This window comes from Ruegeria sp. A3M17, assembly GCF_003318255.1.
Taxonomy (GTDB): domain Bacteria; phylum Pseudomonadota; class Alphaproteobacteria; order Rhodobacterales; family Rhodobacteraceae; genus Ruegeria.
In genome coordinates, this window is sequence record NZ_QOCF01000031.1 from 201,376 (window position 1) to 213,678 (window position 12,303).

The 12,303-nt window shown below is 58.3% G+C and carries 12 protein-coding genes; 4 read left to right on the forward strand and 8 right to left on the reverse strand.

Annotation, left to right across the window (positions count from 1 at the left end; all coding sequences use genetic code 11):
• The first annotated feature begins 19 nt into the window (after positions 1-19).
• The 4 genes from DS906_RS17965 to DS906_RS17980 all read left to right on the forward strand — a co-directional run bounded on the left by DS906_RS17965 (position 20) and on the right by DS906_RS17980 (position 3,591).
• Complete coding sequence (locus DS906_RS17965) at positions 20-1,423, forward strand: PepSY domain-containing protein (protein WP_113791462.1); 1,404 nt, start codon at positions 20-22, stop codon at positions 1,421-1,423.
• Positions 1,424-1,528: 105 nt separating this feature from the next.
• Entirely contained in the window at positions 1,529-2,392 is an 864-nt protein-coding gene (gene argB, locus DS906_RS17970) for an acetylglutamate kinase (RefSeq protein WP_058272395.1), read from the forward strand.
• Positions 2,393-2,410: 18 nt separating this feature from the next.
• Complete coding sequence (locus tag DS906_RS17975) at positions 2,411-3,097, forward strand: ferredoxin (protein WP_113791463.1); 687 nt, start codon at positions 2,411-2,413, stop codon at positions 3,095-3,097.
• A complete protein-coding gene (locus tag DS906_RS17980) occupies positions 3,094-3,591 on the forward strand; it encodes a histidine phosphatase family protein (RefSeq protein WP_113791464.1) in 498 nt (165 codons plus the stop codon). The genes DS906_RS17975 and DS906_RS17980 overlap by 4 nt, the downstream gene beginning before the upstream one ends.
• A gap of 48 nt (positions 3,592-3,639) precedes the next feature.
• Here DS906_RS17980 and DS906_RS17985 read toward each other — a convergent pair whose 3' ends face one another.
• The 8 genes from DS906_RS17985 to DS906_RS18020 form a co-directional block, all read right to left on the reverse strand.
• Positions 3,640-4,431 carry an amino acid ABC transporter ATP-binding protein gene (locus DS906_RS17985; RefSeq protein WP_058272392.1) on the reverse strand — a complete coding sequence of 264 codons (792 nt, stop codon included), beginning with the start codon at positions 4,429-4,431 and terminating at the stop codon, positions 3,640-3,642.
• 12 nt (positions 4,432-4,443) lie between these two features.
• Positions 4,444-5,748: an amino acid ABC transporter permease gene (locus tag DS906_RS17990; protein WP_113791465.1), complete on the reverse strand. Its 1,305-nt coding sequence runs from the start codon at positions 5,746-5,748 to the stop codon at positions 4,444-4,446.
• 1 nt (position 5,749) lies between these two features.
• Positions 5,750-7,018 carry an amino acid ABC transporter permease gene (locus DS906_RS17995; protein WP_113791466.1) on the reverse strand — a complete coding sequence of 423 codons (1,269 nt, stop codon included), beginning with the start codon at positions 7,016-7,018 and terminating at the stop codon, positions 5,750-5,752.
• 126 nt (positions 7,019-7,144) lie between these two features.
• Positions 7,145-8,161, reverse strand: coding sequence for an amino acid ABC transporter substrate-binding protein (locus DS906_RS18000; protein WP_108861233.1), 1,017 nt, complete (start codon positions 8,159-8,161; stop codon positions 7,145-7,147).
• Positions 8,162-8,369: 208 nt separating this feature from the next.
• Positions 8,370-9,077: an ATP12 family chaperone protein gene (locus DS906_RS18005; protein ID WP_113791467.1), complete on the reverse strand. Its 708-nt coding sequence runs from the start codon at positions 9,075-9,077 to the stop codon at positions 8,370-8,372.
• A 4-nt stretch (positions 9,078-9,081) separates the two neighbouring features.
• Complete coding sequence (locus DS906_RS18010) at positions 9,082-9,753, reverse strand: HAD-IA family hydrolase (protein WP_113791468.1); 672 nt, start codon at positions 9,751-9,753, stop codon at positions 9,082-9,084.
• Complete coding sequence (locus DS906_RS18015; RefSeq protein ID WP_113791469.1) at positions 9,750-10,793, reverse strand: RluA family pseudouridine synthase; 1,044 nt, start codon at positions 10,791-10,793, stop codon at positions 9,750-9,752. The genes DS906_RS18010 and DS906_RS18015 overlap by 4 nt, the downstream gene beginning before the upstream one ends.
• A 196-nt stretch (positions 10,794-10,989) precedes the next feature.
• Entirely contained in the window at positions 10,990-12,300 is a 1,311-nt protein-coding gene (locus DS906_RS18020; RefSeq protein ID WP_113791470.1) for a replication-associated recombination protein A, read from the reverse strand.
• Positions 12,301-12,303: the final 3 nt, after the last annotated feature.

Consider the following 12,303-nt stretch of genomic DNA (forward strand, 5'->3'; position numbering starts at 1 on the left):
TCGAATCCGGAGAACAAAAATGGCACTGGACAGCCAAAACCTGGGGGACATCCCGGCGCAGAACACTGCTGCGCAAAAATTCTATTTCGCCGCCTGGCGGTGGCACTTTTATGCCGGGATCTTCGTCATCCCGTTCCTGATCATTCTGGCAGTAACCGGACTAATGATGATGTTCATCACCCAGTTCGACGGTCGCGACGGCGAAAAAATCGCCGTGGACGTCCACGGGCAAGTGTTACTGGCCTCACAACAAGCCCTTATCGCCCTTGATGAGGTGCCCGGCACGGTTGTGGAATGGATCGGTCCGAAGGCTGATAATCTGGCCACTGTGTTTCGCATCAAAACCGAAGAAGGTCAGCGTCTTGTCGCCGTCGATCCTTATGCCGGAGAGGTTCTGCAGGTCTGGGATCGTCGCGCCGGGTGGTATGATCTGGCCGACAACATCCACTCGACGCTTCTGATTGGAACGACCGGAGACCGTATCATTGAAATCGCAGCGGGGCTGAGCCTGCTTTTGGTCTTTACCGGTCTTTACATGTGGTGGCCGCGTGGAAACGCCTTGTCTGCCTTTGTGCCCAACCTGCGGGCGCGTGGCCGCGCCTTTTGGAAATCGCTGCACGCTGTGATTGGGTTTTGGATGTCCGGGTTGTTGGTGGTTTTCCTGATCTCGGGCCTCTCCTGGGCGGGCGTCTGGGGCGGCATGATCGTTCAGCCATGGAGCAGCTTTCCGGCCGAAAAATGGGACAATGTCCCCCTGTCCGATGACATCCACGCCAGCATGAACCACGGCCACCAGAATGACGTCCCATGGGCGTTGGAACAAACGCCCATGCCCGCTTCTGGGTCCGAAGCCGGGATCGACGGTGTCCCACAAAGCACACAGGTCGATATCGACGCGCTTGTGGCCCTTGGCACCGCTTTGGACATGACAGGCCGGTTCCGTGTGGCCTATCCCGGCGGCGAGGATGGTGTCTGGACCCTGAACCGCGACAGCATGAGCAGCGACTCGACTGATCCGGTGAATGATCGCACTGTCCACGTGGACCAATTTACCGGCAAGATTTTGGCGGATGTCCGGTATGAGGATTACTCGTTGATGGGAAAATCCATGGCCATTGGGATCCCGTTTCACATGGGTCTGATGGGCATGTGGAACTTTGTCCTGAACTTGGTGTTTTGCCTGTCGGTCATCTTTGTCTGCGTCTCAGGCGTTGTGATGTGGATTAAACGCCGGCCTCAGCGGGCCGGGCGTCTGGCTGCACCGCCGATGCCTGCAGAACTGCCATTGTGGAAAGGGGCTGTCCTGATCGGGTTGTTCACCGCGATGGCCTTCCCGCTGGTGGGCCTGACCTTGCTGGCTGTACTGGTCATCGATTTGCTGCTGATCAGCAACATCCCGGCGATGAAACGCGCGATAAGCTGACACGCAAATAGCCGCATCCGGGCAACCGGTGCGGCCCTATACGCGATCCGGTCTTGGCAGAGCTGTGTAAAGGCCCTAACACGGGTTCCCAGAGGGACTGCAGCCATGAAGACAAGAGACATGAACCGGGACTGGATCGCCACCGCCGCAACGCTGAACAGCGCACTGCCATACCTGCAACGCTATGACGGCGCTATTGTCGTCATTAAACTTGGCGGCCACGCCATGGGCAGTGACGAAGCCATGGAAAGCTTCGCCCGCGATGTCGTCCTGATGCGTCAGGTGGGCGTAAACCCGGTTGTCGTGCACGGCGGCGGTCCGATGATCAACGCGATGCTGGACAAACTGGATATCCAGTCCGAGTTCGTGAACGGCAAGCGTGTCACCGACAAAGCAACCGTTGAAGTAGTTGAGATGGTGCTGTCCGGCCTCGTGAACAAGCGCATCGTTCAGGCGATCAACGGCCAGGGCGGCTCGGCCGTGGGTCTGTCGGGCAAAGATGCGCAGTTGATGACTTGTGATCAGACCGATGAATCCCTGGGTTTTGTCGGAAGTCCCGCAGAGATGAACCCTAAAATCCTGCATGACCTGTTTGCACATGACGTAATCCCGGTGATCGCCCCTCTGGGTGCCGGTCGGAATGGTGAGACCTTCAATGTGAATGGCGACACCGCTGCCGGGGCCATTGCATCGGCGCTAAAGGCCGATCGCCTGCTGCTGTTGACCGATGTCTCGGGCGTCAAAAACGCCGCCGGGGACGTCGTGACCGAACTGAAGGCGGGTCAGATCCGCGAGATGACGCTGGACGGCACCATTGCGGGCGGCATGATACCCAAGACCGAAACGGCGCTGGACGCGCTGCACAGCGGGGTCCGTGCCGTGGTTATCCTTGACGGGCGCGCGCCCAATGCCGTCTTGCTTGAGCTCTATACGGAACACGGCGCCGGGTCGCTGATCCGGCCGGACTGAGCCTTTGGCGGAGGAGACATGACCAAACGCCATCCCCCCTCCTCTGACCCGGCAGCGCATAGCTATGCTGATATCGAAAAGGCTGCACAGGACGTTGGCCTGATCATCATGGGCGCGCTGCACCCTCGCGTTACGGACGCCAAGCAGTTGGAAGGCGGCACGCTGATCCTGTTGGGTGCAGGGGGGGCATTCTGGCCCGCGCTGAAATCCTCACCTGAATGGCAAGGTGATGACCCGGTTGACCGTTGGTCGTCGCTTGTGGTGGGGCAAATGGCGCAGGATTTATCCGCCACCGCCTATTTTCCGTTTGGCGGCCCACCCTATACGCCCTTTATCGACTGGGCATTGAAATCGGGACGCACGTTCAGCAGCCCGGTGGGTGCTTTGGTGCACGATGAGGTCGGCATGATGATCTCATTCCGGGGCGCGCTGCATTTCACCAACGAAATTCCCATACCCGCACCACCTGGCGCGTCCCCCTGCACCAACTGCGCCGCCCCCTGCACCCAGACATGCCCTGTGGGCGCATTGAACAGTCGGGACTTTTATGATGTGTCGACCTGCCATGGCCACCTGTCCACCGACGAAGGGCAAACCTGCATGACCGGCGGTTGCCTTGTGCGACTGTCCTGTCCTCTCAGCTCGGGTGCAGGGCGTGATCCCGAACAATCCGCGCATCACATGAGAGCGTTTCACCCGTCATGACCCGCACTCTGATCCTGACACGCCACGCGAAATCCAGTTGGGACAGTCCGGCCCTTGCCGATCATGATCGCCCGCTGAACAAGCGCGGGCGCAGGTCGGCCACGGCGATTGCCGCATGGCTGCGTGAAAACGACTGGCTGCCGGATGAAGTTCTCAGCTCAAGCTCGGTCAGAACCCGCGAGACGTGGGAGAGGATGGCTATGCAGGCAGATAGCGTTTGCTTTCACCGCACGCTTTATCATGCAGACCCCGCAGATATGCTGCTTGAACTATCGGGCGCGACGAAACAAACCGTTTTGATGCTAGGCCACAATCCCGGCATTGCCGCTTTTGCGAACCAAATCGTTAAGCACCCGCCGGATCACGCCCGGTTCTACGACTACCCAACCGGTGCAACAGCTGTGATCCGCTTTGACATCGAGGATTGGTCCGGCGTTCGGTGGCACAGCGGCGATGTGCAGGGTTTTGTCACTCCACGCGAGTTGCTGGAATAGAAAAAGGCGAGGCCAAAGCCCCGCCTTTTTCTGAACTAGTATGTGGGATCAGTGCCCCAAAATCTGGCTCAGGAACAGCTTGGTTCGTTCGCTCTGCGGGTTGTTGAAGAACTCTTCCGGTTCGTTCTGCTCCACGATCTGACCGGCATCCATAAAGATCACGCGGTTCGCCACCTGACGAGCAAAGCCCATCTCGTGCGTGACGCACAGCATGGTCATGCCTTCCTCGGCCAGTTCGATCATGGTGTCGAGCACCTCTTTGATCATCTCAGGGTCCAGCGCCGATGTCGGTTCATCGAACAACATGATCCGTGGCATCATGCAGAGCGAGCGGGCAATCGCCACACGCTGCTGCTGACCACCCGAAAGCTGACCGGGATACTTGTCGGCCTGCTCGGGGATTTTCACCTTTTCCAGGAAGTGCATCGCGCGCTCTTCGGCCTCTTTCTTGGGCGTCTTGCGCACCCAGATCGGGGCCAGCGTGCAGTTCTCCAGAATGGTCAGATGCGGGAACAGGTTGAAATGCTGGAACACCATGCCAACCTCGGACCGGATCTTGTCGATGTTCTTGAGGTCATTCGACAGCTCGGTCCCATCCACCATGATCGTGCCCTGCTGGTGTTCCTCCAGCGCGTTCAGGCAACGGATCAATGTTGACTTCCCGGAACCGGAAGGCCCCGCGATCACGATCCGCTCGCCCTGATTGACGGTCAGGTTGATGTCGCGCAGCACGTGGAAAGATCCGTACCACTTGTTCATATTGTTGATTTCGATGGCGACCTCGTCGCTCACCTGCATCTTCGAGCGGTCGATTTGACGGTCAATTGCAAGTTCAGACATATGTTGAACTCCTTAATGGTGGCCAGTCTGAAGCTTGCGCTCCAGATACATGGAATAACGGGACATGGAGAAGCAGACGACGAAGAACAGCGCAGCGATAAACGCGAACAGTTCCCAGTAGATGCCGTTCCAAGCGGTGTCGGCGCGGATGGCAGATGCCAGTCCGATCACGTCGAACAGTCCGATGATCGACACCAGTGTCGTATCCTTGAAGATCCCGATGAATGTGCTCACGATGCCCGGAATTGAGATTTTCAGGGCTTGCGGCATGATGATCAGTCGCTGTGCTTGCCAGTAGTTCAGGCCGAGACTGTCGGCACCTTCATACTGACCCCGTGGCAGGGCAGCCAGACCACCCCGGATCACCTCGGCCATATAGGCGGCTGAGAACAGGGTCATCATGATCATCACCCTAAGGATGATGTCAAAGTTGGTGCCCGGCGGCAGGAACAGGTTCAGCAACAGCGAGGCCACGAACAACAGCGTGATCAGCGGCACACCGCGAATGAACTCGATAAAGCCCACGCACAGGTACTTGACGATCATCAGATCGGACTGACGGCCCAGCGCCAGTACAATTCCGATCGGCAACGAGACACCAATGGCCACGACACCCAGCAGGATCGCCAGCATGAAACCACCGAACTGGCGGCTTTGTACGGCTTCGATACCGATTGGCAGGATCGAGTCCAGGGCACCGACGAAATAGCTGGACAAAACCAGCCACCAGATAACCGACGCTGCGACACCCGCAACCATGCCAAACAGACCGCTCAGTCGTTTGCTGACAAGGGTGTAGACACCCCAACCGACAACAAACCCCAACGCTGCCGCGATCGGTCCCCAAATGGTGCCGCCCCACATCAGGAATGGCATCAGGAACGGATAGATCGCGGTGACGATCAGCATCTTGGACGGCACACGATCCGAGTACAGGACCGGCGCCAATGCGACCAACAGCAGGATCAGCGATACAATCGGACGCCAGTACAGATGGCTCGGGTAGAACCCGAACAGCAACTGCAGCCAACGGTCATTGATCACCGCCCAGCAGGCATGGCCATGGGTTGAACCCCAGGTGGCAATCATGATCTCGCGGCATTCGTTCAGCGAGTTGGCGTTCCAGACGGACTGAAAGATCCATGGCAGAACGCCCGACAACACGTACCAGATTGCGTAAAGCGAAACCAACGTCAGGATCGAGTTAAACCAGCCTGAGAACAGATTGTGCCTGATCCACCCGATTGCTCCGACTTCAGACGCTGGCGGGGCTTGTTCCGGCAACATTTCCGTGCGGACAAATGAAACATCACTCATATTACCGCTCCACCAGTTTGACACGGTTGTTGTACCAGTTCATCACCGCCGAAATGCTCAGCGAGATGGCCAGATAGACCAGCATCAGCAGCAGAACGCATTCCAGCTCGCGGCCGGTCTGGTTCATGGTGATGCCACCCAGGGTCCCCGTGATGTCCATATATCCGACCGCAATCGCCAGCGACGAGTTCTTGGTCAGGTTCAAATAGTTCGAGATCATCGGAGGGATGATCACCCGCAGCGCCTGCGGCAGGATCACCAGACGCATGATCCGGCCTTGACGCATACCCAACGCAGCGGCGGCTTCGGTCTGACCTTTTGAGATGGCCAGGATGCCAGCACGCACGATCTCGGCGATGAACGCGGCTGTATACAAGGACAGGGCCATCCAAAGCGCAATCAGAGAGTTGCGCATATGCGTGCCGCCTCTGAAGTTGAAGCCCTTCAATTCAGGGTATCCAAGGTGAAAGCCCAGTGCGGCCAACAGGATGATCATCGGGACGAACAGGATACCCAGCTGGATATGCCAAATCTTAGGGCGGTCGCCGGTTGATTCCTGTTTGGCTGCGGCCCAGGCGGACACCTTGCGCATGGTAAAGATGCTGCCACCCAAAACGATCAGAAACGCGATCAAATCCAGTGAAATATCAAACCGAATGCTTGATGTTCCGAACAAGTGGATGTCACCCAAGCTACGCGAGAACAGGAACTCCGGGATATACACACCCCGATTGGTGACGGCGACAGTGTTGAACAGATCCATCGTTGCCGTCGGGTTATCGCCTCGGAACGCATTGGGTGCAGGCAAGCCTTCGATCAAAATGGCCATGGCCAGAACAATCCAAAGCAGGACAGGCACGTTACGGAATATCTCGACATAGACCGTCATGATGCGCGCGATCAGCCAGTTGTTTGACAGGCGAAGAACGCCGACAAAAACACCGACGATCGTCGCTGTGATACACCCAAGAACCGCGACAACCAGCGTGTTTAGCAATCCGATGAAAGCGGCGCGCAAATGGCTGTCCTGAGAATTGTATTCCAGTAGGCGCTGGTTAATGTCATAACTCGCCGATTCTGCAAAAAAACCGAATTCGATCGGTTTTCCCAACCCTTCAAGGTTTTGAATGGTATTTGAGATGATCCAGGCTGCCAGAAGCATGAAACCGATCAATGCAATGACCTGAATGGTCGCTGATCGGTACCGCGTATCGTAAAGGAGCATGGACAGCCGGAACTGCTCCTTCGGCGGGTCAGTGAGAGTCGTCATGACCTATGTATTTCCCCGTGCATCCCGTTTTTTGCCGGCGAAGTTGATCTTCGCTCAATCCATCCGGGAGTGTTTCTTATTTATCGAAAAAGGGCGCAGGTTGCCCCGCGCCCTTTCCCGTGGATTTTAGCGGAACGGCGGCGAGTACAGCAGACCACCATCGGTCCACTGGGCATTCAGGCCGCGTGCAAGACCAATCGGAGTTTCTTCACCGATGTTCTTGGCAAACACTTCGCCGTAGTTGCCACCCGCCTTGATTGCGCTTGCTGCCCAATCTGCATTCAGACCCAGCATCTCGCCCAGAGTACCTTCGGTACCCAGCAGACGGTTCACTTCCGGGTTGTCGGTGCCAGCGCTCAGCTCGTCGATGTTCGCCGAAGTCACGCCCAGCTCTTCAGCCGAAACCAGTGCGTTCAGAGTCCAGCGGACAACGTCGCCCCACTCGTGATCGCCATGACGGACCAGCGGACCCAGCGGCTCTTTCGAGATGATTTCAGGCAGCAGGACGTGATCACCGGGGTTTTCGAACGTGGCGCGGGTTGCAGCCAGGCCCGATGCGTCGGTGGTGTAAACGTCACATGCGCCAGCCAGATACTGCTGTTGCGCTTCTGCGTTGGTTTCGATCGGAACCGGCTCATAGCTGATGTTGTTGGCACGGAAGAAATCGGCCAGGTTCAGCTCGGTGGTGGTGCCGGTTTGGATGCAGACGGTCGCGCCGTCCAGTTCCTTGGCTGAGCTTACGCCCAGTGCTTTTGGAACCATGAAGCCCTGGCCGTCATAGTAGTTGACGCCAGCAAATTCGAACTTCAGATCGACATCGCGGCTGAAGGTCCATGTGGTGTTACGTGCCAGCATGTCGATCTCACCCGAAGCCAGCGCAGTAAAGCGCGTCTTACCGGTGGTCGGCACAAACTCGACAGCGCTGGAATCGCCTAGAACGGCTGCGGCGACGGCACGGCAGACAGCAACGTCAAAACCTTGCCATTCGCCATTCGCGTCAGGCAGCGAAAAGCCGGCCAGTCCCGAGGACACGCCACAGTTCAGCTTGCCGCGCGCCTTGACGTCGTCAACAGTGCCCGCTGTCGCTGCCGCAGCAGCCAGACCGGCAACTGTGGCCACGCCCAAAATTACGGATTTTTTCATTTTTACCTCTTCCTGTTTACCCGCCCCTATTCCGGGACGGCTCTGTCCGGCACCTCTGGCACCAGAAAGGTTACTCCAAAGGTGTCTCCCCTTTAGTGGGCATGAGTTTGCTCGCATTCATAAACAAACGTCAAGGGTCGGATCAGGGAAAACGATGAGTCAACTCAGCGATGACCGGATCTGTGTCAAAATTTGATGCTCAATAGGCTCAGATAGAGATTTCAATGAACCGTTTAGCGTGTAGAAACGCAGCTTTTTTGATCTCGGCAGCCGCATGCGCCTCGTCATCGTGGCCCCATTGTTCGGTTTGCCAGGCCTCGTCGAGCCTTGAGATGTCCCAGATCTCATCCGCCGCGCGCCAGTCCAGAGCGGCGGCAAATCCCAGCACCAGTGAGCCGGAAAGGCTGACCAGATCGTGGAAGGCGGCTAGCTGGAAGTCGTTGAATTCGTGTACGCGGCCTCGCAGCGTGCTGAGCGCTTCGGCTGACTGTGGCTGATGCAGCACACCAACCACTGGAACCAATCGCGCGGCCAGGGTTTCAGCTGCCCAATCCAGGGCCGGGTCCCATTGATCTGCCTGTCGCTGCTGCAACGTTTGCGGGTGTGGCGCCCGGTAACACAGCAAATCCGAATCGCCGTAATCGGCCAGCATGTCCGCAACCTCGGCGTGCTGATGGCGCACTTTGTCGATGGCCGCATTTGCAGACCGGGTAAACGGCATCAGGGTCGGATCGACCTCTTTTTCCTGTGCGTCCCATTCCGCCGCGACCGCGTCGGCCATTGCCAGCGTCGGCAGGATCAATGCGGCCTTGGCCGGTGTCTTGACGCGGCGACCGTCCAGTTCGACGGTGTATCCGTCTTCCGCTTGGACAACCGTGCTTGCGGTCCAAAATCGCTTGGGCTTCCAGTCACTCATGTCTTCAGGTCCAGATATCATCCAGCGCACGGGGCAACTGGTCGAAAGTTTCAATAATGCGGGCCGCGCCGTTCAGGGCTGATCGGTCATGATATCCCCAGGATACGCCGATCCCTGTTACTCCGGCAGCCCGCGCCATATCGATGTCGAACCGGGTATCGCCAATCATCACCGTATCTGCCGCATCAACGCCGGTTTCAGAACGGGCCGTGTCGATCATCGACGGATGCGGTTTCGAGGGGTGATGGTCCGCAACCTGCCGGGTCACGAAGTAGCGCTCCAGGTCATGTGCTTCAATCAAGGCATCAAGGCCGCATTGGGATTTTCCGGTGGCCAAACCCAGCAGCACCTCGGGGATGGCATGCAAGGTTTCGATTGCGTCCCGTGCACCGGGATAGAGTGGTGAGCTTGCGGCCCCCTGCTCCAGACGGTTTGCGTGATAGGCCTGTTTGTAGCCCTCAACCAGATTGTGTTGAACCGTTTCGCTCTGCTCGGGCGCGAGTTGGGCCATAGCATTGGGCAAGGACAGACCGACGATGGACAAAATTGCCTTGCGGTCGGGGACCGTCAGTGAAAGGGCCCCAAAACTGGCGGTCATCGCCGCGACAATGCTGCCCTGGCTGTCGACAAGGGTTCCGTCCACATCGAAAAGCACCAAACGCAAGGGTGCGCTCATTGCAATTCCTCGAACGGGTCTTCTGCGGCCAGATCTTCGGTCCAGCCGAACGTGTCCCAGCTGTGTTTCATATGCTCAGGCAGCGGAGCTTTAACGGTTATGGTCTTGCGCGTGACCGGATGCTGGAATGAGGCCTGCCGCGCGTGCAGGTGCAGTTTCTTGCTGATGACCCCGCCCAGTTGCGCGCCCCAACCGTCGCCCAGATTTTCCTGACTCGAGCCACCGTATTTGCCATCGCCAACGATTGGGTGACCGATCGCCGCCATATGCACCCTCAGCTGGTGCGTACGGCCGGTGATCGGCTCCATCGCCACCCATGCGGCGCGACCAGCCACGCGATACAGCGTTGCATACAGCGTATGCGCCCGTTTCGCGCCCGGCGTGTCGTTGATTTCGTTCAGATGTACGGCGATCATCTTTTCGCCCTCACCCTGTTTGCCGTGACCGGAGGCCTTGACCAAACCAGTCTTGATCTCGCCCAGATACGGGGTCGGTACGCCAGCAACCAGCGCCCAATAGATCTTGCGTGTATCGCGGTGCCGGAAGGCGGCTGTCAGCGCCTTGGCGGCCTCGCGGGTGCGGGCCATCAGCAATACACCCGATGTGTCCTTGTCCAAGCGGTGCACAAGGCGCGGATTTTCATCATAACCAAAGCGCAACGCCTCAGACAGGCCGTCCACATGCCGGGTCTGGCCACTGCCGCCCTGCACCGGAAGACCCTGCGGCTTGTTCAGGGCCAGAACATGATCGTCGCGATAGATTACGCAGGACTGGATCATCTTAGCATCGGCATCCGAGATACCCCGCTTGACCTCGACCGGCTTGTAATCAGCATCCGGCAAAGGTGGCACGCGTACGACCTGCCCGACCTCAAGCCGGGTCGAGGCCTTCACCCGCCCACCTTCAACGCGCACCTCACCCTTGCGGCACATCTTTTCGATGCGGCCCTGACTGACATGCGGGAACAGACGGCGCATCCACCGATCCAGTCGCTGGTCGCCGTCACCCTCTGCCACGGTGATCATTTGTACGCCGCTCATGCCGATATCCTCTGCGTCGCGCGGATTATCCGCCCGCTAAACAAGTGTGTAAGTGCCCTAGAAAACATGCGCGTCTGTGGCGTGCAAACGGCCAAGAGTCAAGCCGGTCAATCGTCCGGGAAACCTCGGCGCCTGCATTGTCTTGGCGTCGTGTTCATTTGCCCATTCAACCTTAAGCGCATCACGCAGCGGTGTTCTACTCGTTCCGCTGCGCCCGCAGTTTGGCGAAGTAATCCAGACGCTTCTTCAACTCACGCTCGAACCCACGCTCCACCGGTTTATACAACTCCGGCCGCCTCATGCCGTCGGGGAAATAATTTTGTCCGGAAAAGCCATCTTCGGCGTCATGGTCATAGGCATAGCCCGTGCCATAGCCCTGATCTTTCATCAACGATGTCGGCGCGTTCAGAATGTGTTTTGGCGGGGGTTCGCTGCCTGACTGCTTGGCCAATCGCATCGCCGCCTTGTACCCGACATAGGCACCGTTCGATTTTGGGGCCAAGGCCAGATAAACCAGCGCCTGCGCTATCGCCAATTCTCCCTCGGGGCTGCCCAATCGTTCGTAGGTTTCCCACGCGTGCAGGCAAATCGTCTGCGCCTGCGGATCAGCCAACCCGATATCTTCGACCGCCATCCGAGTGATCCGCCGCGCCAAATAGCGCGGGTCTTCCCCACCCGTCAGCATCCGCGCAAACCAATAGAGCGCCGCATCCGGGTCAGATCCGCGCACTGATTTATGCAGGGCCGAGATCAGATTGTAATGCTCGTCACCGGACTTGTCGTATTTGGCCGCACGACGCATCAACCTCGTGGACAAAGCATCAGGGGCCAAAGGCGCATCTACCGTCCAAGCCGCCACCTGTTCGATCAGGTTCAACAGTGCGCGCCCGTCGCCATCCGCCATTTCTTGCAAAGCATCACGGGCGGCGGCAGTCAGTGGCAGGGCGCGGTCCAATTCCTTCTCGGCGCGTTGGGTAAGATGTTCGAGGTCGGCGAGGCTGAGCCGCTCAAGGACCAGAACCTGCGCCCGGCTGAGGACAGCGGCGTTCAGTTCAAAGGACGGGTTTTCGGTCGTGGCCCCGACCAGCAGGATTGTCCCGTCCTCCATATGCGGAAGAAACCCGTCTTGCTGCGCCTTGTTAAAGCGATGAACCTCATCGACAAACAGCAGCGTGCCCTGCCCGTTCTGCCGCCGGATCTTTGCCGCCTCGAACACTTTCTTCAAGTCTGGCACACCGGTGAAAATCGCACTGATCTGAACGAAATGCAGGTCTGTTTCCTGCGCCAGCAAGCGTGCGATCGTGGTTTTCCCAACGCCGGGCGGCCCCCAGAAAACCAAACTCGACAGACTGCCCGAGACCAACATGACCCCCAGCGGAGCGTCCGGTCCCAGCACCTGCTGCTGTCCGATGACCTCCGCCAACGACTGCGGGCGCAGCCGGTCCGCCAACGGGCGGTGCGGGGATGGCGCAGGCTCGCTTGCCCCGGTATCGAACAGATCGCTCATGCG

Coding starts and splice junctions, on each gene's coding strand:
- DS906_RS17965 (WP_113791462.1), top strand. CDS start 20: ATGGCACTGGACAGCCAAAACCTGGGGGACATCCCGGCGCAGAACACT.
- argB (WP_058272395.1), top strand. CDS start 1,529: ATGAAGACAAGAGACATGAACCGGGACTGGATCGCCACCGCCGCAACG.
- DS906_RS17975 (WP_113791463.1), top strand. CDS start 2,411: ATGACCAAACGCCATCCCCCCTCCTCTGACCCGGCAGCGCATAGCTAT.
- DS906_RS17980 (WP_113791464.1), top strand. CDS start 3,094: ATGACCCGCACTCTGATCCTGACACGCCACGCGAAATCCAGTTGGGAC.
- DS906_RS17985 (WP_058272392.1), bottom strand. CDS start 4,431: ATGTCTGAACTTGCAATTGACCGTCAAATCGACCGCTCGAAGATGCAG.
- DS906_RS17990 (WP_113791465.1), bottom strand. CDS start 5,748: ATGAGTGATGTTTCATTTGTCCGCACGGAAATGTTGCCGGAACAAGCC.
- DS906_RS17995 (WP_113791466.1), bottom strand. CDS start 7,018: ATGACGACTCTCACTGACCCGCCGAAGGAGCAGTTCCGGCTGTCCATG.
- DS906_RS18000 (WP_108861233.1), bottom strand. CDS start 8,161: ATGAAAAAATCCGTAATTTTGGGCGTGGCCACAGTTGCCGGTCTGGCT.
- DS906_RS18005 (WP_113791467.1), bottom strand. CDS start 9,077: ATGAGTGACTGGAAGCCCAAGCGATTTTGGACCGCAAGCACGGTTGTC.
- DS906_RS18010 (WP_113791468.1), bottom strand. CDS start 9,753: ATGAGCGCACCCTTGCGTTTGGTGCTTTTCGATGTGGACGGAACCCTT.
- DS906_RS18015 (WP_113791469.1), bottom strand. CDS start 10,793: ATGAGCGGCGTACAAATGATCACCGTGGCAGAGGGTGACGGCGACCAG.
- DS906_RS18020 (WP_113791470.1), bottom strand. CDS start 12,300: ATGAGCGATCTGTTCGATACCGGGGCAAGCGAGCCTGCGCCATCCCCG.